Annotated in this window: 22 protein-coding genes and 2 tRNA genes; 16 read left to right on the forward strand and 8 right to left on the reverse strand. The window is 26.8% G+C overall.

Features of this window, described 5'->3' with window-relative positions:
- Positions 1-55: 55 nt before the first annotated feature.
- Positions 56-727 carry a DUF6134 family protein gene (locus tag AC8IG9_RS03740; protein WP_507425479.1) on the forward strand — a complete coding sequence of 224 codons (672 nt, stop codon included), beginning with the start codon at positions 56-58 and terminating at the stop codon, positions 725-727.
- On the opposite strand, the gene AC8IG9_RS03745 is transcribed toward AC8IG9_RS03740, so the two are convergent.
- The 4 genes from AC8IG9_RS03745 to AC8IG9_RS03760 are packed head-to-tail and all read right to left on the reverse strand — an operon-like array spanning position 724 to position 5,312.
- Entirely contained in the window at positions 724-1,911 is a 1,188-nt protein-coding gene (locus AC8IG9_RS03745; RefSeq protein ID WP_507425480.1) for a class I SAM-dependent methyltransferase, read from the reverse strand. The two genes, AC8IG9_RS03740 and AC8IG9_RS03745, sit on opposite strands and share 4 nt — an antisense overlap.
- Complete coding sequence (locus AC8IG9_RS03750) at positions 1,904-2,665, reverse strand: DUF1365 domain-containing protein (protein ID WP_507425481.1); 762 nt, start codon at positions 2,663-2,665, stop codon at positions 1,904-1,906. Before AC8IG9_RS03750 ends, AC8IG9_RS03745 begins: the two co-directional genes overlap by 8 nt.
- The gene (locus AC8IG9_RS03755; protein ID WP_507425482.1) at positions 2,665-3,897 is read right to left on the reverse strand and encodes an NAD(P)/FAD-dependent oxidoreductase; all 1,233 of its coding nucleotides are present in this window, start codon (positions 3,895-3,897) and stop codon (positions 2,665-2,667) included. Before AC8IG9_RS03755 ends, AC8IG9_RS03750 begins: the two co-directional genes overlap by 1 nt.
- Positions 3,894-5,312, reverse strand: a complete 1,419-nt coding sequence (locus AC8IG9_RS03760) for a cryptochrome/photolyase family protein (protein ID WP_507425483.1) — start codon at positions 5,310-5,312, stop codon at positions 3,894-3,896. The genes AC8IG9_RS03755 and AC8IG9_RS03760 overlap by 4 nt, the downstream gene beginning before the upstream one ends.
- A gap of 89 nt (positions 5,313-5,401) precedes the next feature.
- On the opposite strand from AC8IG9_RS03760, the gene AC8IG9_RS03765 reads away from it, so the two are divergent.
- Positions 5,402-5,752 carry a helix-turn-helix domain-containing protein gene (locus tag AC8IG9_RS03765; RefSeq protein WP_507425484.1) on the forward strand — a complete coding sequence of 117 codons (351 nt, stop codon included), beginning with the start codon at positions 5,402-5,404 and terminating at the stop codon, positions 5,750-5,752.
- Between the two features lie 8 nt (positions 5,753-5,760).
- Here the strand turns inward: AC8IG9_RS03765 and AC8IG9_RS03770 are convergent.
- Positions 5,761-5,836, reverse strand: a tRNA-Asn gene (locus tag AC8IG9_RS03770).
- Between the two features lie 47 nt (positions 5,837-5,883).
- Positions 5,884-5,957 (reverse strand) — tRNA-Cys (locus tag AC8IG9_RS03775).
- Positions 5,958-6,054: 97 nt separating this feature from the next.
- On the opposite strand from AC8IG9_RS03775, the gene AC8IG9_RS03780 reads away from it, so the two are divergent.
- The 4 genes from AC8IG9_RS03780 to AC8IG9_RS03795 are packed head-to-tail and all read left to right on the forward strand — an operon-like array spanning position 6,055 to position 12,422.
- A complete protein-coding gene (locus AC8IG9_RS03780) occupies positions 6,055-6,678 on the forward strand; it encodes a protein-L-isoaspartate O-methyltransferase family protein (protein ID WP_507425485.1) in 624 nt (207 codons plus the stop codon).
- Positions 6,678-9,320 carry a valine--tRNA ligase gene (locus tag AC8IG9_RS03785; RefSeq protein ID WP_507425486.1) on the forward strand — a complete coding sequence of 881 codons (2,643 nt, stop codon included), beginning with the start codon at positions 6,678-6,680 and terminating at the stop codon, positions 9,318-9,320. The genes AC8IG9_RS03780 and AC8IG9_RS03785 overlap by 1 nt, the downstream gene beginning before the upstream one ends.
- A gap of 1 nt (position 9,321) precedes the next feature.
- Positions 9,322-11,037 carry a dihydroxy-acid dehydratase gene (gene ilvD / locus AC8IG9_RS03790; protein WP_507425487.1) on the forward strand — a complete coding sequence of 572 codons (1,716 nt, stop codon included), beginning with the start codon at positions 9,322-9,324 and terminating at the stop codon, positions 11,035-11,037.
- Entirely contained in the window at positions 11,019-12,422 is a 1,404-nt protein-coding gene (locus tag AC8IG9_RS03795) for a mannose-1-phosphate guanylyltransferase/mannose-6-phosphate isomerase (protein ID WP_507425488.1), read from the forward strand. The genes ilvD and AC8IG9_RS03795 overlap by 19 nt, the downstream gene beginning before the upstream one ends.
- On the opposite strand, the gene xth is transcribed toward AC8IG9_RS03795, so the two are convergent.
- Both xth and AC8IG9_RS03805 read right to left on the reverse strand, forming a co-directional pair.
- The gene (xth, locus tag AC8IG9_RS03800; protein WP_507425489.1) at positions 12,419-13,195 is read right to left on the reverse strand and encodes an exodeoxyribonuclease III; all 777 of its coding nucleotides are present in this window, start codon (positions 13,193-13,195) and stop codon (positions 12,419-12,421) included. The genes AC8IG9_RS03795 and xth overlap by 4 nt on opposite strands.
- Positions 13,195-13,512 carry a HesB/IscA family protein gene (locus AC8IG9_RS03805; RefSeq protein WP_507425490.1) on the reverse strand — a complete coding sequence of 106 codons (318 nt, stop codon included), beginning with the start codon at positions 13,510-13,512 and terminating at the stop codon, positions 13,195-13,197. The genes xth and AC8IG9_RS03805 overlap by 1 nt, the downstream gene beginning before the upstream one ends.
- Positions 13,513-13,544: 32 nt before the next feature.
- Between AC8IG9_RS03805 and AC8IG9_RS03810 the strand changes: the two genes are divergently transcribed.
- From AC8IG9_RS03810 to serS, 10 genes are read left to right on the forward strand one after another with little or no spacing between them, the layout of a single operon-like run.
- The gene (locus AC8IG9_RS03810) at positions 13,545-14,687 is read left to right on the forward strand and encodes a deoxyguanosinetriphosphate triphosphohydrolase (protein ID WP_507425491.1); all 1,143 of its coding nucleotides are present in this window, start codon (positions 13,545-13,547) and stop codon (positions 14,685-14,687) included.
- The gene (argS, locus tag AC8IG9_RS03815) at positions 14,684-16,405 is read left to right on the forward strand and encodes an arginine--tRNA ligase (RefSeq protein WP_507425492.1); all 1,722 of its coding nucleotides are present in this window, start codon (positions 14,684-14,686) and stop codon (positions 16,403-16,405) included. The genes AC8IG9_RS03810 and argS overlap by 4 nt, the downstream gene beginning before the upstream one ends.
- A 7-nt stretch (positions 16,406-16,412) precedes the next feature.
- A complete protein-coding gene (locus tag AC8IG9_RS03820; protein WP_507425493.1) occupies positions 16,413-16,670 on the forward strand; it encodes a hypothetical protein in 258 nt (85 codons plus the stop codon).
- A gap of 4 nt (positions 16,671-16,674) precedes the next feature.
- The gene (locus AC8IG9_RS03825) at positions 16,675-17,640 is read left to right on the forward strand and encodes a glycoside hydrolase family 3 N-terminal domain-containing protein (protein WP_507425494.1); all 966 of its coding nucleotides are present in this window, start codon (positions 16,675-16,677) and stop codon (positions 17,638-17,640) included.
- A 9-nt stretch (positions 17,641-17,649) separates the two neighbouring features.
- Positions 17,650-18,414 carry a segregation and condensation protein A gene (locus AC8IG9_RS03830; protein ID WP_507425495.1) on the forward strand — a complete coding sequence of 255 codons (765 nt, stop codon included), beginning with the start codon at positions 17,650-17,652 and terminating at the stop codon, positions 18,412-18,414.
- A gap of 2 nt (positions 18,415-18,416) precedes the next feature.
- Positions 18,417-19,073 carry an SMC-Scp complex subunit ScpB gene (gene scpB / locus AC8IG9_RS03835; protein WP_507425496.1) on the forward strand — a complete coding sequence of 219 codons (657 nt, stop codon included), beginning with the start codon at positions 18,417-18,419 and terminating at the stop codon, positions 19,071-19,073.
- A gap of 42 nt (positions 19,074-19,115) precedes the next feature.
- Positions 19,116-19,304 carry a twin-arginine translocase TatA/TatE family subunit gene (locus AC8IG9_RS03840; RefSeq protein ID WP_507425497.1) on the forward strand — a complete coding sequence of 63 codons (189 nt, stop codon included), beginning with the start codon at positions 19,116-19,118 and terminating at the stop codon, positions 19,302-19,304.
- A gap of 5 nt (positions 19,305-19,309) precedes the next feature.
- Positions 19,310-19,552, forward strand: a complete 243-nt coding sequence (gene tatB / locus AC8IG9_RS03845; protein WP_507425498.1) for a Sec-independent protein translocase protein TatB — start codon at positions 19,310-19,312, stop codon at positions 19,550-19,552.
- A gap of 13 nt (positions 19,553-19,565) precedes the next feature.
- Complete coding sequence (tatC, locus tag AC8IG9_RS03850; protein WP_507425499.1) at positions 19,566-20,339, forward strand: twin-arginine translocase subunit TatC; 774 nt, start codon at positions 19,566-19,568, stop codon at positions 20,337-20,339.
- Positions 20,326-21,600: a serine--tRNA ligase gene (serS, locus tag AC8IG9_RS03855; RefSeq protein WP_507425500.1), complete on the forward strand. Its 1,275-nt coding sequence runs from the start codon at positions 20,326-20,328 to the stop codon at positions 21,598-21,600. Before tatC ends, serS begins: the two co-directional genes overlap by 14 nt.
- The last annotated feature ends 48 nt before the right edge of the window (positions 21,601-21,648 follow it).

Genomic DNA, 21,648 nt, shown 5'->3' on the forward strand with positions numbered 1-21,648 from the left:
AATTAATTATTAAAATTTTACAAAAAAAATCTAAATCAAATTCTTAATTAATTTTATGTTTCGTTTTTTTATATCAATAATATTTATTTTATTTTTAACATCCAGTCTTAATGCTCATATTGAACATAATAAAGATTTAAAAAAAATTGAATTTGATATTTATAGAAACGGTGAAAAAGTTGGTTATCATACAGTTAGTTTTTTAAATAAAAAAGATGGATTTAAAGAAGTTTATACAGATGTTTTTTTTGATATTAAACTTCTTGGAGTTTCAGTTCATAAATATCATTCCTTAGGTAAAGAAATTTACAAAAATAATAAATTAATAGATTTTAAATCAACAACTAAAGACGGCAATGACAACGATTATTGCAATATTACATTTTTAAATAACGGTGAATATAATTTTGATGGAGTTACAGAGAGAAAATTTTTTAAACATTCATCAAAAAATGAATTTGCATTAGGAACCTGGTGGAATCACGAAGTTTTAATTAATAATAATTTTATAGCCGCACAAAGCTGTAGACAAGTTAATACAAAGGTTATTTTTTTAAAAAAAGAGGAAAGAATTATTAATAATAAAAAACAAATGGTTCAAATTTTTAATGTAAAAGGCGAAGGGATTGATGTGAAAATTGGTTTTATTGAAAACTCATCTCAATGGGTTTCGATGGACTTTGTTATTAAAGGTGAATGGAATTATCAATTAAAAAGTATTAATTAATTTTTGATTTTTTTGACGAAAAATTGACTAACATCTGTGTGCTCAGTATCAAAGCCTGTTTCGCAATAACTTAAGTAGTAGTTCCATAAATTTTTAAATTTTTCATCAAAACCTAGTTTTGCAATATTGTACCAAGATAAATTAAACTGTTCTTTCCAAATTCTTAGAGTTTTCCCATAGTCTTTTCCAAAAGATATTTCTTTGTATAACTCAAAGTTATTGTCCTTAAATAATTTATATAAAATTTTTTTTGAAGGTAAAATTCCACCGGGAAAAATATATTTTTGTATAAAGTCTACCTGATTAATATAATTTGAATATTCTTCATCATTAATCGTTATTATTTGAAAACATGCTTGGCCGCCTTGTTTAAGTATATTATTTAAATTTTTAAAATAAATGTCCCAATATTCCTTTCCTACAGCTTCAAACATTTCTATAGAAACTATTTTGTCATATAAGTTATTAGAATCTAATTTTCTATAATCTTTAAATATAATTTTAATATTATCTTCTAGGTTATTATTTTTAATTAAATCTTTTACGTAAGAAAACTGTTGCTCACTAATTGTTAATCCTTCCGTTTTTGAATTAGTTTTTTCATAATTTCTTTTTAAAAACCCACCCCAACCAGAACCTACTTCCAATATTCTATCCGATGATTGAATATTCAAGTTTTTTATAATACTGTCATATTTATTGTTTTGAGCACTTAACAAATCATCATTTTTATTGATAAAAATTCCAGAAGAGTAGGTCATAGATGTATCTAACCAATAGGAATAAAATTTATTCCCCAGATCGTAATGATAATGAATATTTTTTTTAGCTTGGCGTATAGAATTAGATTTAAATATAAACTTTATTTTTTCGATAAATGATGAAAAATAGTTATTAGCCCAATTTTTTTTTTTTATTTGTTGATTTTTTAATAGTATCTTAAGTAGATTTGTTAAATTAGAAGTTTTCCATTTGTTATTAATATAAGAATCAGCGAAGCCAAGTTCCCCTTTAAATAATATATCTTTAAAGAAAGAACTGTCTTGAATAGATATGTCTGAACTTAAATTTCCATCTTTAGCTTTAAAGTTTTTTTGATAAGTATCTTTAAAACTAACTTTAATTTCACCCCATTGTATACCTTGGAGTTTAAAATCTAAATACTTTTTAAATAAATTAAGCATGAAATGAAACCGTATCATTTTTTTTCATTGGTTTTGAGAAAAAAGATTTTTGTTTTTGAAAAATTTTAATTGCTTGATAGTGTATAAGTATCATAATTTTTTGAGCAAAAAATAAATTCTTAATTAGATTAAGAATTAAAGAAATATTATTTAGCTTAACATCTTTAGATGAAATGCCAGTTTTAAGCATAATTTGATTCTTTTTATAGACATCAATATTTAATAGAAAGCTTCTATTATTATTTAATAAATAAAATTTATATTTTAATTTCATTTCTAAAAATGGAGATACATAGAATTTTTTATTAAGATTTGAAAAGATTTTTCTTTTCTTTTTTTTAATTTTTAAAAAATAACAATGTTGTTCATGATGAGTATTCTTTACCTCATAACAAATATACTTAATTTCATTTTTAATATTTTTGCATAAATATATAGAAATTGGATTAAAAACGTAACCCAGGAAAGAAGGTGTGCAATAAATATATATTTTGTAATTATTTTTATCATTAAATTTTTTTATAATATTATTTTTTATAAAATGTTTCGGATTAATTTCCTCTTTTCTATTTCCGTGATCTTTAAAGTTAAAACTAAATAGATTAAATTTATTTACAGAAAAAAATAATAATTTATTAATATTTTCTAATTCATCTAAATCAATAAGAAGAGATAAAGTCTTGTATGTAAACTTATGATTATATGGGAAAAATCGCTGATGAAAAACTCTTCCAGGTTGTAGTGTGCTATTCATTACAACAAGTACTTAATTACATTCTTTGCAGAAACAACGCCATCTTCGTGAAATCCATAACCGCACCAAGCTCCGCAATAATAAATATTTTTAATGCCTTGAATTTCCTCTAATTTTTTAGATGTATACTCTTTGGTATGTTTAAAAACAGGATGACTGTATTTCATTTTTTTTATTACATTATTCTTATTTATTAAATCATTTGAATTAATTGATACAAAATAATCCTTTTTACATTTTAAATTCTGCAAATAATTCATCCAATAAGTTAATTTTGCTTCATCTTTATTGTTTGTTTTTATAAAATTCCAACTTGACCAGTTAAATTTATTTTTAGGCATTAATGAATTGTCAGTATGCAAACATGCATCATTATACTGATATTTAACTAATGATAATATTTTTTTTTGTTTTTTAAAATGACTAGGAAGAATTTTAATTATTTCATCAGAATGATTGGCAAAAATTAAGTAGTCATATTTTATAACTTTATTATTAGTTTTAATGCTGATTTTGTCAGCAATAGTTTTTATTGAATTAACAGTGGAATTTACAAAAAACTTGATATTTGTTAAATTTTTAATCTTTTGAATATATTTATTGCTACCGGATTTAACCACTTTCCACTGTGGTCGGAAAAAAATATTTACCAGACCATGATTGATAAAAAAATTAATTAAAAAGTCAGTTTTATAATTTTTAATTTTATTTATTGGATTTGACCATATAGAAGCACACATAGGATATAAATAGTATTTTTTAAACTCCTCAGTAAAATTATATTTTTTAAGAAACTTATCAATTTCTAACTTTAAAAATGAATCTCTATTAATTTTTACTAAAAAATTAAATTTTATAATACCAGTTAAAATTTTTAAAAATTTTATTGTGAAAAAGTTTTTGTTCTTGAATATAACACTTTTTAGATCTTTTCCAGACCATTCAAAATTTTCAATAGGATAATTTACCGAAAAACTCATATTGGTATTTTCTGATTTTACTTTTAATTTATTTAACAAATTAATGAAATTTGGATATGTTTTGTTGTTGAAAACTATAAATCCACTATCAATAAAATATCTTTTGCCATCCTCGTTTATTTTGTGGGTATGAGTGTGACCACCAAGATAAAAATTTTTTTCATAAATATGAACTTCATATTTTTTACATAACTCAAAACCGGCAGTCATCCCAGAAATTCCACTTCCTATTATTGCAATTTTTTTTTTCATTTTCTCAATTGTTGAAAAGCTTCTAAGGCTTCCTTCCTAGCTTCCTCATGTTTAACTATTGGTAAAGGATATGTTTTTCCTATTTTAATTTTAATTTTGTTTTGCAATTCCTCCGTCATTTCCCAAGGTTTGTGCAAAAATTCATCTGGTACATTTATTAATTCAGGACACCATTTTTTTATATATAGACCTTTAGAGTCAAATTTTTCTCCCTGCAGGATAGGATTAAAAATTCTAAAATAAGGAGCGGCATCAGCTCCCGTTCCAGCTACCCACTGCCAGCCGGCAACGTTATTTGCTAAATTAAAATCTAATAGTGTTTTTTTGAAATATTTTTCACCTTCACTCCAATGAATTCTCAAATGTTTTACTAAAAAAGATGCAACAATCATTCTTACTCTATTATGCATCCATCCAGTTTCATAAAGTTCTCTCATGCCCGCATCTACAATTGGATAACCTGTGAAACCCTTTTTCCATTTTTTAAATAAAATATCATTTTTATTCCATTTAAATTTATCAAAATCTTTTCTGAGATTATTTTTTTCCATTTCTGGAAAATTATGAAGTAAAGAATGACAAAATTCTCTCCATCCTAGTTCATTTATATATTTTCTAAATCCTATTTTTTTATTTCTAATCTCTAAACATTTATGCATTATTTTATGAATAGATATTTGGCCAAATTTTAAATATGGTGATAATTTTGATGTTCCACTAAGAGAAGGAATGTCTCTATTGTGTGCGTAATTTTCGATAGAATTTTTTATAAAATTATCCAATACTTTTTCAGCATTTTCTTCGCTTGGTTCCCAGTATCTTTCAAATTTTTTATACCAATCTTTTTTTGGGTATATAAATTCAAATTTATTATTTATTTTTGGAGTTAAATTATTTTTTTTTAAAAATTTGTTACTAGTGTTGTATTGTAGTTGATTATTAAGATAATTCTTTTCAGCTTTTTTCCAATAGTGCGTGAAAACTTTAAATGCTGTTCCATCGTCTTTCTTTATCTGATCAACAGGATTAAGCAAATTAGAATGAAATTCTTTATAAGAAATGTTGTTTTCATTTAGTATAATTTTTATATTTTCTTCACTAACATTCTCGTAAATATGACAAGATTTGTTCCAATAAAAATTACTAATCGTAGTATTTTTAATTAAATTTTTTATAGTTTTTTCTTTATTACCCTGAATTACGTCAAGCGAAATATTTAAATTTTCTAATTTTTTTTCAAAGATTTCTAAAGATCTAGCAAGCCACCATCTTTGAGCTTCACATAGAAGGTATTCTTCTTTGTCATAAATATATACGACATTTTTTTTGGTATTTTCATCATCAATTAAGGCTGAAATTGCTTGATTATTTGATATTCTAAAGTCGTCTTTTAACCAGACCAAGGAGCATGCCATGTTTTTTTTTATATTATTATTTTTTTATCTCTTGATTTTTTATTCAAAAGTAAGTTTAATCAGTTTTTAATATTTAAATAAAGGGATCAATGTCTTTGGAATTAAATCAGCACTTAGGCAAACAGCTTCGCTCTAGAAGAGCTGCCTTGGGACTTACTCAAACTCAAGTTGCGAAAGCAATTAATGTAACATTTCAACAAATTCAAAAATATGAAAAGGGAACTAACGGTGTTAGCTCAAGCAGATTACTCCAGTTAGCTAATTTTTTAAAAGTGCCTGTTAAATATTTTTTTGAAGATTTTAAAGATTTTCAAAATTTAGATTTAAATGGTAGCAAAGATAATTCTTTAGAAACTTTTGTTACTAAATTATCTGAAGTTGAAAGAGAAAAACTTTTAAACATTTTGCATTCAAACAAAAAATTATCAAAAACTGCATAATTTTCTTTTGGCTCCCCGAGCAGGACTCGAACCTGCGACCAATTGATTAACAGTCAACTGCTCTACCAACTGAGCTATCGGGGAATAAAAAAAACACAATACGATTTTTTTTTTTAAAAACAATATTAATTTGGAGGCCACGCCCAGAATCGAACTGGGATACAAGGATTTGCAGTCCTCTGCGTAACCATTCCGCCACGTGGCCATATTTTTTCTGTATTATTTTCTAATAGCTATCGTGTATATATATTTAGTTTTCTAAACTCGCAAATATTATGCAACATAGTACTCGCCAATTAAACATGATTGAAAGCCAATTAAGGCCTAACAACATCATTGATGAGAATCTAATATCAGTATTTCAAAAGGTTAAACAAGAAAATTTTTTGCCGGAAGAATTAAAAAAATTATCTTATATAGATGATCATATAAGTTTTTCTAAAAAATCTTTTATTTTAAAACCTCTTATATTTGCAAAATTCCTAAATATTTTAAAATTAGAATCAGCGGATACAGTATTAGAAATTGGATCAGGTGGAGGCTATACAGCTTCCTTACTTTCCAGCTTAGTTAATAGTGTTTATTCAGTTGAAGAAGATAAGGATGTTTATGATTTAACTATAAAAAATGTAAAAAATAGTAAATTCATAAATATTAAAAATTTTTACTGTAATTATAAGCAATTAAATATTCCAGAACTTAAGTTTGATAAAATTATTATTAATGGATCTGTAAATAGCGATCCTGTTAATTTGTTAGGAAAATTAAAAATTAATGGAAAGTTAATATGTATTTTAAAAGTTGATTCTTCTTCAAATATTTATCTTTATAATAAAAAAGCAAAAGGATATGAAAAATTAAAAATTACTAATGCCAATGCTCCCATTTTAATAAATTATATCGATAAAGAAGAATTTAATTTTTAATGTTAGAAGATAATTATAATCATTTAGAAATAGAAGATAAAATTTATGATTTTTGGGAAAAGGAAAAGTTATTTCAACCCAAAAAGAATAATAATAAAAATTATTTCTCTATAGTTATACCTCCACCAAATGTTACGGGCAGTTTGCATATGGGTCATGCTCTTAATAATTCTATTCAAGATTTGTTAGTCAGATTTTATAGATTAAAAGGTTATGAAACTTTGTGGCAGCCAGGAACTGATCATGCCGGAATCGCAACGGAGCTTGTTGTTGAAAAAAAACTTAAAGAAAAAAATTTATCCAAAAATATATTAGGTAGAGAAAAATTTCTTAAAGAAGTTTGGGAATGGAAAGAACATTCTGGAAACTTAATTATAAATCAACTTAAAAAGTTAGGCTCATCATGTGATTGGACTCAAACCAGATTTACCATGGATAAGGATATGTCCTCCGCGGTAATAAAAGTATTTTTAGAACTTTATAATAAAAAACTGATTTATAAAGATTTAAAATTATCTAACTGGGATCCCGTATTAAAAACTGCAATTTCCGATCTTGAAGTTGAACAGAAAGAAGTGAATGGAAAACTTTATTATATTAAATATTTTTTTAATAAAATTGATTTTATAACAATAGCAACTACAAGGCCAGAAACAGTATTTGCCGATTCAGCAATAGCAGTTAATCCTAAAGATAATAGATATAAAAATTTAATAAATAAATTTGCAAAAATACCGCTTATTGAAAAATCAATTAAAATTATTGCAGATAATTATGCTGATCCTAATCATGGTTCGGGAGCTGTAAAAATTACACCAGCTCATGATTTTAATGATTACGAAGTTGGCATAAGACATAAATTAGAAAAGATTAATATTTTAGAACCGGATGGTAAATTAAATAATAATTGTCCCAAAAAATACCAAGGAATAGATAGACTTGAGGCAAGAAAATTAATAGTGGAAGATTTAAAACTAGGAGATTTTTTAGAAAAAGAAGAGTCAATAAAACATAGCGTTCCTTACGGCGATAGATCAAATTCTGTTATTGAACCTTATCTTACAGAGCAGTGGTTTTTAAATGTTAAAAAATTATCAAGTGACGCATTGAAAGCAGTTAAAAATAAAAAAACTACCTTTTTTCCAGAAACATGGACAAAGACTTATAACCTGTGGTTAAAAGATATTAAGCCATGGTGCATTTCCAGACAAATTTGGTGGGGTCATCAAATTCCTATTTGGTATGGTGATAATGGAAAAATTTTTGCCGCAGCAAACAAAGAGGATGCTCAAAAAAAAGCAGATAAGTTTTATAAAAAAAAAAACTCCTACATTAAACAAGACCTTAATGTTCTCGATACTTGGTTCTCATCATCATTATGGCCATTTGCGAGCTTAGGATGGCCTAACAAAACTTATAATTTTAAAAGATTTTATAAAACATCAGTTCTAGTAACGGGTTTTGATATTTTGTTTTTTTGGGTAGCAAGAATGATGATGATGGGTTTATTTGTAACAAAAAAAGTTCCTTTTGATAAAGTTTATATACACGCTTTAGTTAGAGATGAGCACGGACAAAAAATGTCTAAATCAAAAGGAAACGTTATTGATCCTTTGGAGTTAATTAAAAAATACGGAGCAGATGCTTTAAGATTTACGCTGATGTCAATGGCTTCACCAGGCAGAGATGTGAAGCTTTCTGAAGAAAGAGTTAAAGGTTATAGGAATTTTTTAACTAAAATTTGGAATGTTTCCAAGTTTTGCGAATTAAATAATTGTAATTCTAATTTAGAAAATAGCATTAACAATGTAAAACTCGAAGTTAATCAATGGATCATTAATGAATACATTCAAACCAGAAACAATATTGATATACACATGCAGGCATTTAGATTTGATGAGGCTTCAAGAGAAATTTACAATTTTGTATGGAATACCTTTTGCGACTGGTACTTAGAATTTGCAAAATCAATTTTTTATTCTAATGATCAGGATAAAATAAAAGAAACAAAAAAAGTTTTTGGATTTATATTCTCCAAAATTTTAATATCACTACATCCTTTCATACCTTTTGTTACAGAAGAACTGTGGAATAAATTAAAATTTATGGATTTTTTCAAAAGTCCTTTAATTAATTTTACTAATAACAAAGAAATTAAAATTATTAAAAATAATAATATACAAATGATTAATTGGTTAATTAAAATTGTAGGTTTAATTCGATCAACAAAAGTTATTTTGCAGGTTTCTCCTGGAAATTTTGTTGATATTTGTGTTGATAATTTATCCAAAAATAAGAAAGATTTTTTAGATAGGAATTTTTTAATTTTTAAAAAAGCATCTAGAGTTGAGAATTTATTTAAAAAAGATGAAAAAAATGAAAACATATTATCTCTCTATTCAGAGGGGGATGCTATATTGATTAAATTCTCTACAGAAATCTCCTTAAAAGAGCAAATTGCTAAAGTAAAACAAAAAATAGATGTAATTAAAAATAATATTAATATTTCAAAGGGAAAACTTGCTAACAAATCTTTTATAAACAAGGCCCCAAAGGATATAGTTGATAAAGAAAAAGATATCTTAAAAAATTTAGTAAATGATTTGAATCAATTAGAAAGTATAATATCCATTAAAAATTAATATGAAATTTGATAAATCTAAATTACCAAGTCGTCATACCACGGTAGGTCCAGACAGAGCTCCTCATAGAGCTTTTTATTATGCAATGAATTTAAAAAAAAATGACATTGCCAAACCTTTTGTTGGTGTCGTTTCAACATGGAATGAAGCAGCCCCTTGTAATATTGCTTTAATGCGACAGGCTCAGTCAGCTAAAAAGGGTGTCTTTGATAACAATGGGACGCCAAGAGAGTTCTGCACAATTACAGTCACAGACGGTATTGCAATGGGTCATGAAGGCATGAAATCCTCATTAGTATCTAGAGAGGTTATAGCAGATTCAACTGAGTTGACAGTTAGAGGTCACTGTTATGATGCTTTGGTTGGTCTTGCTGGTTGCGATAAGTCTTTGCCGGGATTAATGATGGCTATGTGCAGGTTAAATGTTCCAAGTGTTTTTATTTATGGTGGATCTATATTACCTGGAAAATTCAAAGGAAAAGATGTGACAGTTGTAGATGTTTACGAAGCTGTTGGAAAACATGCAAATCATCAAATGTCAGATGAGGATTTAGAAGAATTAGAAATAAGCGCGTGTCCTAGCGCAGGTGCTTGTGGAGGTCAATTTACAGCAAATACAATGGCATGTGTATCTGAGGCTATAGGTTTAGCATTACCTTACTCTTCTGGAACACCAGCCCCTTATGTAGAAAGAGATAAATATGCATATGCAAGCGGAAAAGCAGTTATGGAATTATTAAGAAAAAATATAAGACCAAGAGATATTGTTACTCTTAAATCATTACATAACGCCGCAACAATTGTAGCTGCCACAGGAGGATCAACAAATGCAGCTCTTCATTTGCCAGCTATAGCTAATGAATGTGGAATTAAATTTGATTTATTTGATGTTGCAAAAATTTTTAAAAAAACTCCTTATTTAGCAGATTTAAAACCTGGCGGAAAATATGTGGCTAAAGATATGTTTGAGGCAGGAGGAGCACCAATGTTATTAAAAACTTTATTGGACGGCGGTTACATTTATGGAGATTGTTTGACTGTAACAGGTAAAACTATGGAAGAAAATTTAAAGTCAGTTAAATTTAACATCAATCAAGATGTAATGAGACCTTATAATAAACCGCTTTCTAAAACAGGTGGAGTCGTAGGTCTAAAGGGAAATTTGGCTCCAGAAGGTGCAATTGTTAAAGTTGCTGGAATGAAAAAACTAAAATTTACTGGTAAAGCTCTTTGTTTTAATAGTGAAGAAGAAGCTTTTAAAGCCGTTCAGAATAAAAAATACAAAGAAGGAGATGTTATCGTTATAAGGTATGAAGGGCCTAAAGGTGGCCCGGGCATGAGAGAAATGCTTTCAACCACTGCAGCAATATATGGTCAAGGTATGGGAGAAAAAGTAGCTCTAATAACAGATGGAAGATTTTCAGGAGGAACTAGAGGATTTTGCGTTGGTCATGTAGGACCCGAGGCTTTTAATTGCGGTCCTATAGCTCTATTAAAAAATGGAGATATTATTGCAATTGACGCCGTTAAAGGAACTATAGATTTTAAAATTTCTAAATCAGAATTGAAGAAAAGAAAAAAAGCTTGGAAAAATATAAGTCCTCACTTTTTATCCGGAACTTTATGGAAATACGGCCAGACAGTTGGTTCTGCTAAAAATGGAGCCGTTACCCATGCTGGTGGATTTAAGGAAAAAAAATGTTACGCGGATATTTAAAAATTAAACCAATAATATTATGCGGAGGAGAGGGTACTAGGTTATGGCCCGAATCTAGAAAAAAAAATCCCAAGCAATTTATAAAGATTAATGGGAAAAGCTTATTGCAGCATGCCATAGATCGAGTAACAGGACCTGATTTCGATAAAATTACAATTTGTTCAAATGTCAATTTTTTAGATCAGATTAAAGAACAAACTAAAAAAATAGATTGTAAAATTTTTGTAGAGCCACAAAAAAAGAATACCGCTCCAGCAATACTTGCGGCGATAAACGATGATGATTTGTCATTTTACCAACCTATATTAATTATTTCTTCCGACCATATTATTGAAAAAAAATTATTATTTCAAAGGCAGATCAAAAATTTATCTAAATATTTAGATAGAAATAAAATTTTTATTTTTGGAGTAAAACCTAGTTATCCAGAAATAGGATATGGTTATTTATATTCGAGAAAAATTAATAAAAATTTTAATAAAGTTCTAAAATTTATTGAAAAACCAAATTTAAAAAAAGCAAAAAAACTTATTAAAAATAATAATTATCTTTGGAATTCAGGAATGTTCCTTTCGAATAAATCAGCGTTATTAAATGAATATTCTGTGTTGCAAAAAAAACTAGCTTTACAAGTTTGCGATGCTTTTATTAATGCGAAAATAATAAATAATACATTGTTATTAGAGGATAAATATTTCTCAAAAATAAAACCGATTTCATTTGATCATGCAATTTTAGAAAAATCTCCTAATGTTTTTTCAGTCAAATTATTAAGTGACTGGAAAGATGTCGGTAGCTGGTTACAAAAATGGGAAATTGAAAAAAAAGATAAACATAACAATTTTATAAAAGGTAGAATTTTTAAAAATAACGTTAAAAACTCATATATATCTTCAAATGAAAGAACTATTGTAGCGTGTAATTTAGAAAACTTATTGGTAGTGGACTATAAGGACGTACTTTATTTGTCTGATTTAAAAAAAAATAATCTCCAATTCATCTATCCTTTTATTAACAAGCAATTTCCAAAGATTACTGATCAGCACACAACTACGCAAAGGCCATGGGGACAATTTACAAATATATTTGTAAGTAAAACTTTTCAAGTTAAAGAACTTCTTGTTAACCCAGGAGCAATTTTAAGCTTACAAAAACATAGGCATAGATCTGAGAATTGGATCGTTGTTGAAGGTAAAGCAAATGTTACGCTTAATAAAAAAAGTTTAGTTTTAAATAGGTCTGAATCTATTTTTATTCCCCAAGGAGCAGTACATAGAATTGAAAATAAGCAAAAATATATTTTGAAAATTATAGAAGTCCAAACAGGTAGTTACTTAGGAGAAGATGATATTATTAGAATTAAAGATGTTTACGGCAGAGCCTAAGCCAATGTTAATCTGATCGGCGCATGATCGGATGGTCGTTCCAAAGACCTTAAATAAGAATCAATTGTAACATCTTTAATAAGATTGGTGATATTTTTTGATAATAAAAAGTGATCAATTCTTAGTCCTTTATTTCTTTCAAAAGAGCCATTTTGGTAATCCCAGAATGTGTAGTTATTAGGTTTTTTATTAATTAATCTGAAAGCGTCGTTGTATCCTTCGTTTAATATATTCCTAAAAAATTTTCTAATTTCAATCCTGTATAGAGCATCATTTTCCCAGTCTTTAGGATTATAAACATCCTCCTCATTAGGAATAATGTTAAAATCACCACCTATGATTACTTTATTTTTTAATTTATTTTGTTTGAATAAATAATCCTCAAAAGATTTTAACCATTCTATTTTATATTTATATTTCTCAGTATTGACTGGATTTCCATTCGGAACATAAATACAAATAATTTTTATCAATTCATTCTTGTAAACTACATCAGCAGAAATTGTTCTGGATTGTTCTTGTTTATCATTAATAATATTAAAATTTATATTACTTATTTTTTTATTATAAATTATAGCAACACCATTATATGATTTTTGACCATGAACTTCACTTTCGTAACCAATACTTTTTAACTCAGCATAAGGAAAGTTTTTGTTTTCAGTTTTTATTTCTTGTAAAAGTAAAAAGTCTGGTTTGTTCTTTTTTAAATAATTAATCACATGATCGATTCTAACTCTTACTGAGTTAACGTTCCAACTGCTAATAATCATTAAACCGAAAATGAACTACCACACCCACATGAAGATGTAGCTTTAGGATTGATAATTTTAAAAGTATTTTCAATTAATTTTTCAGAAAAATCTAATGTAGATCCTTGTATAAAAGAAAAAGAGGATTTATCAATTAACACATTACTAATAATTATATCGTCATGATTTTTTTTGCTATCCATTAGAAAATGATATTTGTAACCCGAGCAGCCTCCTCCTTTAACCTCTATTCTAAAAAATTTATTGAATTTTTCATTTACTAAAAGATTTTCTATCTTTTTTTTAGCATTATCTGTAATGGTAAAATTATTAGTCATTCAATTATATGTTGCTATAACTCTATTAATATATGTCCGGAGTAGATAATTACAATAAGTTATTAGTAAGATTTTCTTCTAATAATTCTAATTATTTAGGCAGACAGTTTGGAGATAAAAAAAATCCTTATAGATCATTTTATCAAAGAGATAGAGATAGAATTATACATTCGACATCATTTAGAAGACTTAAATATAAAACTCAAGTTTTTGTATATTATGAAGGAGATCATTACAGAACTAGACTTACGCATTCATTAGAAGTTTCTCAAATATCAAGATCGATAGCTAGATATCTGAAATTAAATGAAGATTTAGCAGAGGCAATAAGTTTGTCTCATGATCTTGGGCATCCACCATTTGGTCATGCTGGTGAAAAAATACTAAATCATTGTATGGACAGTTATGGTGGTTTTAATCACAATATTCATTCAGTTCGTTTAATTACTGAATTAGAAAAAGCCTATCAAAATTTTGACGGTTTAAATTTATCTATAAACACAATAGACGGTATTGTTAAGCATAATGGACCAAATTATTTGATAACACAGAATTTAAACATTTTACCAAATTTGAGTAAAATAAAAAAAATTAACTTTTATGAGCAGTCCTCTTTAGAATCTCAAATTAGTGCTTTGTCAGATGACATAGCTTACAACAATCATGACATTGATGATGGAATTAGAGCTGGTTTTTTTTCGATTAATGACATTAAAGATATTCCAATTATAGGTGACGTAATAAAAAAAAAAAATAAACAATTTAAGAATAAAAAATTGTTAAGAAATGAGATTATAAGGTCAATAATAAATATTATGGTCACTGATTTAATTCTACAGACAAAAAAGAATTTAAAACAATATAATATTAAATCAATTCAAGACGTTTATAAATCTACTAATTTTATAGTTAGTTTTTCATCAAAGCTTAATGTTGCAAATAATCAAATTCGTGAATTTCTAAAAATAAATATGTATGAAAATAAATCTGTAGAAATAATGACTAATAAAGCAGAAAAAATAATTAAAAAATTATATATTTATCTAATTAAAAATAATAAAAAATTTATAACTGCTGAATCAAAGAAAAAATGGGGATTAGAAAGGTCAGTAGCTGATTTTATTGCTGGAATGACTGATAAATTTGCTATCGATTTATACAATAAAATAAAATGAATATCTTTTTTGATTATAAAATAAAATTAAATAATTTTTTTAAGTCTTTAGAAAAAAAAAATATCATTAAATTACCTGAAAACTTTAGTAATTTTTCAGTAGAAATTCCTAAGATTAAGACTCACGGAGACCTAAGTACAAACGCTCCAATGATTTTTGCAAAAGTAAATAATTTAAATCCTATCGAATTAGCATCCAATATTAAAATGGAATTAGAAGGTAAATTTGAAGAAATTATAAAAATCGAAGTAGCAAAACCTGGTTTTCTAAATTTTTTTTTTAATAAAAATTTTTGGTATGATTTTTTAAAAACAGTAGATACTGACTTTGGTAATAATCAAAATTTAAAATCTAATAAAATATTAATCGAATATGTTTCTGCAAATCCAACAGGCCCTCTGCACGTGGGGCATTGTAGAGGTGCTGTTTTTGGAGACGTTTTAGCTAATTTATTAAAATTTGTCGGACATAATGTTGTTAAAGAATATTACATAAATGATTACGGAAATCAGATTAATCAATTTGTTAAATCAGTTTATCATCGAGTATTAGAGTTAAAAAATAAAACTCCATTTCCTGAGGATCAGGGGCTTTATCCTGGTGATTATGTAATTGATATAGCTAAAAATATTTTAACAATTAAACAAATATCTAATTTTGATAATTATGATTTAATTTTTGATAATTTTAAAGAGCTGTGCATAAAGGAAGCGATGAATCTAATTAAAAATGATTTAAAAAAATTAGGCATTGTTCATGATAATTTTGTCTCCGAAAAATCTCTTGTTAACAAGAATATTGTTGAGAAAGTTTTGAAAATTTTAAAGGAAAAGAATTATGTTTATGAAGGGATCTTAGAGAAACCTAAAGGAAATGAAGTCGAAGATTGGGAGCCTAGAAAACAACTATTATTTCAATCTACTAAATTTGGAGATGACATGGACAGGGCGTTAAAAAAGTCTGACGGAAGTTGGACTTATTTTGCTAATGATGTTGCTTATCATTATGACAAAATAGAAAGAAAATTTGATCTTCTGATTAATGTCTTAGGAGCGGATCATGCCGGTTATTTAAAAAGACAATCTTCATGTGTTTCAGCGCTGTCAGAAAACAAACAAAAAATTATTTGCAAAGTTTGTCAGTTAGTAAAATTGTTTAAATCTGGAGAGCAGTTTAAAATGTCCAAAAGGGCTGGTGACTTTATTACAGCTAGCGATCTTATAAATGAAGTTGGAAAAGATTCTGTAAGATTCATGATGATATATAGAAGTAATGACTCTCAATTAGATTTTGATTTTGATTTAGTTACTGATCAGTCCAAAGAAAATCCAGTATTCTATGTGCAATACGCTTACGCAAGAATATGTTCTGTTTTTAGAAAAATAGGTTACGAAGACAAAGAACAAAAAAAAATAAATCTTAACTTACTTACTCAGGAAATAGAAATTGATTTAATGAAGAAAATTTCTGAGTGGGCAAAATGTTTAGAACTCTCAGCTTTTCATCTGGAGCCACATAGACTTCCATTTTATATGTATGAATTAGCAAGTTTATTTCATACTTATTGGAATTCAGGAAATGAGGACGATAATTTAAAAATTTTAAATGAAAAAAATTTAGATCTTCAGTCTTCTCGATTGTTTTTGATTAAAAAAATACAACTAGTTTTAAAAAGTGGTTTAGATATTTTAAATGTAAATGCCCCAACTGAAATGTGATGATTTAATGAAAAAGTATTTCGTTAACATTATTTCTTTTTTGTTAGTTTTGATTATTTTAGGTTCTTGTCTTTTTTATTATAATTCAAATAATTTTGTTAAAAATGTGAGCAAAAAAAGAGATGACTATTTAATTTACTTAAACTCATATATTGAAAAATTAGAAAAAATTTCTTCTCCTTCAGATTTTAAAAAAAGGGTAGATAATGAAGAGTTTTTTAAAAAAATTTACAAACAAAAACAATATTGGGAGTTAATAAAATAAAGATTTGAATACGCACGCAATTATATTTGGAATTGAAGGTTTAAAATTAAGTTTTAATGAAATTAATTTTTTTAAAAAATACAAACCATGGGGAATAATATTATTTTCAAGAAATATTGATAATCTTTATCAAGTTAGGAATTTAACAAATAGCATAAAAGATATTTTTAAAGATGAAAATTTTCCAATATTAATTGATCAAGAAGGAGGCAGAGTTAATCGGTTTAAAAAAATTATTAATTTGGATAAATATAATTCAAAATATTTTGGTGATATTTTTGAAAATAAGAAAATTTTTTATAAAAATTTTAATAAATTCCTTAAAGCAAATGTTTCTATTTTAAAATATTGTGGAATTAATATAAACACTGTTCCTGTTTTAGATCTGTTTAATGAAGATAAAAAAAGTGTAATTGGAAATAGGTCTTTTTCTAAAAATTCAGAAATTGTTAAAAGAATATCTAAATATTTGACCCAAATTTATAATAATTATGGAATCGAAACTGTTATTAAACATATCCCTGGACATGGCTGCACTAATGCAGACTCTCATTTTAAACTACCAAAAGTAAAATTTTCTTTAAAATATTTAAAAAAAAATGATTTCGAACCATTTAAAAATAATACTGCAAATTTAGCTATGACTGCACATATATTGTATGAAAAATTAGATTCAAAAAGATGCGCAACACAATCAAAATATATAATTCACGAAATAGTCAGAAAGTATTTAAAATTTAAAGGAATAATAATGTCGGATGATCTTTCTATGAAGGCTCTGTCCAACAGTCTTGCTACAAAAGCACAATTAAGCCTTACAGCCGGTTGTAATTTATTACTCCATTGTAATGGAAAAATTGATGAAATGAAGAAACTATCTTTAATTGTGCCTCAAATTGATAATTTTACTTACAAAATAACGGAAAAAATTAAGAAAAATTTTAATAAATTTAACTCAAGAATCAGTTAAATAAATTAAATGGATACTGTAGTTGAATTAAACCCAGTTTCTGAAGAACAGTCAGAAAGCAAATTTACTCTCAATATTGATAACTATGAGGGACCTCTTGATCTACTTTTAGATTTGGCAAAGTCTCAAAAAGTAGATTTAATGAAAATCTCTATTGTTCAATTAGCAGATGAATATTTAAAATTTGTTAATAACATAAAAAAAAATTTAGAATTAGCTGCTGATTTTTTAGTTATGGCAACTTGGCTTGCTTATTTAAAATCTAGATTGTTGCTACCTGATGATTTCGAAGATGATTTTTCAGCTATTCAGATGGCAGAAAAACTTAAGTTACAATTAAGAAAATTAGAAGCAATAAGATTTCTTTCGGATAAGCTTGTTTGTCAAAAACAACTGGGCAAAGATATTTTTATGAAAGGGATGAGAGAAGGAATAAAAACTCTTTCCACTTCTAAATATTCAGTATCTTTGTATGAGCTTATCAAGTCTTATGCAGAAATTAAAAGAAAACAAAATTTTTCTGTTATGAATATTTCAAAATTACCAGTTTATACAATGGAAGAGGCTATAAAAAAAATTACAAGTTTATTAAGCGATCTTACTGAATGGAGAGATATTAGGGATGTGGTTCCAGGTTCTTTCTCAGGTTCTAAAACTTTAAAAAAATCTGGTTTGGCAGGAATATTTGCTGGAAGCCTAGAACTCGTTAGAGAAGGAAAATTATCAATTATGCAAAAAAAAATTTTTGATAAAATTTTAATCAAAGCTAGATAATTATGTTGAATAAAAATAAAGATGCAAAAAGATTAGTAGAAGCTATTTTGTTTGCTGCTGATGAACCTTTAGATATTGAAACAATAAAATCTAAAGTTAATTTAAATGTTGATGTTGTTAAAATTTTAAAAGAACTGCAATTAGAGTTTATTGAGAGAGGTATAAATCTTTACGAAATTTCTAACAAATGGTCTTTTAGAACTGCTGAAAATTTATCTAATAAAATTGCTAGTGAAGTTGTTCAGCAAAGGAAGTTGTCGAAGGCAACAATTGAAACCTTAGCTATTATTGCATATCATCAACCAGTTACTCGTTCGGAAATTGAAGAAATTAGAGGCGTATCTTTTAGCACCGGAACTTTAGAGATATTATTTGAGCTTGGATGGGTTAAACCGCAAGGGAGAAAAGAAATACCAGGAAAACCTTTATTGTATGTGACAACGGACACTTTTTTAAGTCATTTTAACTTAAAATCTATTTCTGATTTACCTAGCTCCGAAGAATTAGCTTCAGCTGGATTAATCGATAGTCGTTTAGATAGATCAATTTTTGGAACAAATAAATTTGCTAAGGATGATTTAGACAAACAATCGAAAGAAGATATATTTTCAAACATCGATGATATGCTGTCTGACACCTTGAATAAAAAAGATAATTAATTTATTTGTAATAGAATATTATTTAATATATAGAATTCATTCATGGGTCTTAGTTTTTGGCATATCATTATAGTTTTAATAGTTGTCGTTCTGTTATTTGGCAGAGGTAGAATTTCTGATTTAATGGGTGATGTTGCTAAAGGAATAAAAAGTTTCAAAAAAGGAATGTCAGACGATTCTGATAATAAAGATTCTAAGAATAAAGATTCAAATTCAAAATCAGATCACTAAAAATTATGCCACAAATAGGGTGGTCTGAAATTTTAGTTATTATACTAGTAGCGATAATTGTTATTGGTCCAAAAGATCTTCCTGTAGTTGTCAGAAAATTTATCCAAATTAAAAATGGGATTAAAAATTACATTAATTCATTTCAAAAAAGTATGGATGAAATTCTTGAAGAGCATGAAAAAGATATAAAAAAAATTACAGATCTTAATCCTGAAGAGAAAGATAAAGACAAATCAAATAAATCTTAATTTTTTTTATTTTATGAATAATGAAAATGATCAAAATCAATCTAGTATAATAGAACATCTTTTAGAATTAAGGACTAGAATTATCAAAAGTTTAATTTTTTTTACTTTTGCATTTATCATTTCATATTTAAACGCAGAAAAAATATATAATTTTTTACTACAACCCTATGTTTGGGCTTTAGGAGAGAATAATATTGGGACAAAAAGATTAATTTTCACTGCATTACAAGAAACTTTTATTACTTATTTAAAACTTTCTTTTTTTTCAGCAATTTGTTTTTCTTTTCCAGTTTTTTTAATTCAAATATGGAAATTTATAGCTCCTGGTTTGTATCATAATGAAAAAAGAGCAATCTTACCCTTTCTTATTGCAACTCCAATCCTTTTTGTAACGGGAGCATTGCTTGCTTATTTTTTTATAATGCCATTAGCTATTAAGTTTTTTTTATCTTTTGAAACGCTTAGTACTCAAACTAGTATGCCTATACAGCTTGAAGCAAAAGTAAGCGAATATCTTTCTTTAATAATGGTTTTTATGTTTGCTTTTGGTTTAAGTTTTGAATTGCCAGTATTGTTAGTGCTATTAGCAACAGTTGGATTGATTGATTCAAAATATTTATCGGAAAGAAGAAGATATATTATTGTTATTATATTTATAATTGCAGCAATAATAACACCTCCGGATCCAATAAGTCAGATAGGATTAGCAATTCCATTGATGATTTTATATGAAATATCTATTCTGGTTATCAAATATTTAGAAAAGAATAAAAATGATAAATCTTAAATCTCTAAGAGATGACCCTGAGCTTTATAAAAAAAAGTATAAAGAAAGATTTGTAAAAAATTCAGATAAATTAATTGATGAAATTATTGTCTTGGATAGCTCTATTAGAAAAATTTTAGATAAGCAACAAAAGTTACAAGAAGAAAGAAATAAAATATCCAAAGAATTATCAGTTGTAAAAGATAAAAAAAGTGACAATTTTTTATCTCTCTCTAAAAAAGTAGTTGGCATTAAAATTGATATTGACAATTTTGAAAAGAATATTTCCGAACAAAAAATAAATATTAATAATATTTTGCATCATTTACCAAATATTCATCTGGACGATGTTCCCGTCGGAGAGGACAGTAAAAGCAATAAAGAAATTCGCAAATTCGGTAAAATTCGAGATTTTGATTTTAAAATTAAATCACATGATGAAATTGGTGCTGAAAAAGATTTAATGGACTTTGATACAGCTACTAAAATTTCAGGTGCTAGATATGTAATAACTAAAGGCAATATTGCAAAGTTAGAAAGAGCTCTTATCAATTTTATGATTGATACTCATGTGAGAGAATTTGATTATCTAGAAATGAATGTGCCAATTATTGTAAACGAAGAATCAATGTTTGGAACGGGACAGCTTCCAAAATTTTCTAAAGAACAATTCTCTTTAAATACAGGAGCTTGGCTAATACCAACTGCTGAAGTTTCTCTCACAAATATTGTTAGGGATAAAATATTAAATTATGAAGATTTGCCACTTAGATATGTTGCTTCAACCCCATGTTTTAGAGCAGAAGCAGGAGCTGCTGGAAAAGATACAAAAGGAATGTTAAGGCAGCATCAATTTTATAAAGTTGAGTTGGTTAGCATTACGAAACCAGAAGATAAAAATAATGAACTTGAACGGTTGCTTAATTGCGCAGAAACTATACTTAAAAAATTAGAAATACCTTACAGAGTAGTTCTGTTATCTTCGGGAGACATGGGCTTTAGTGCTGAAAAAACTTATGACATAGAAGCATGGATGCCTTCGCAAAATAATTATAGAGAAATATCCAGCTGTTCTTCTTGTGGGCAATTCCAAGCAAATAGAATGATGTCAAGATATAAGGATTTAGAAAAAAAAATTGATTACGTTGCCACCTTAAACGGCTCAGGACTTGCGGTAGGCAGAACTTTGATTGCGCTAATTGAAAACAACCAAAATAAAGACGGTTCAGTTACTATTCCAAAAATTCTTCATTCTTATATGGGTGGTATTGATAAATTTTAGATTATAAAATCGTTATTAAATTTAAAATATTATTGTAATTAAACTTCT

The sequence above is a fragment of the Candidatus Allofontibacter sp. genome, assembly GCF_040404065.1.
Taxonomy (GTDB): Bacteria; Pseudomonadota; Alphaproteobacteria; order Pelagibacterales; family Pelagibacteraceae; genus Fontibacterium.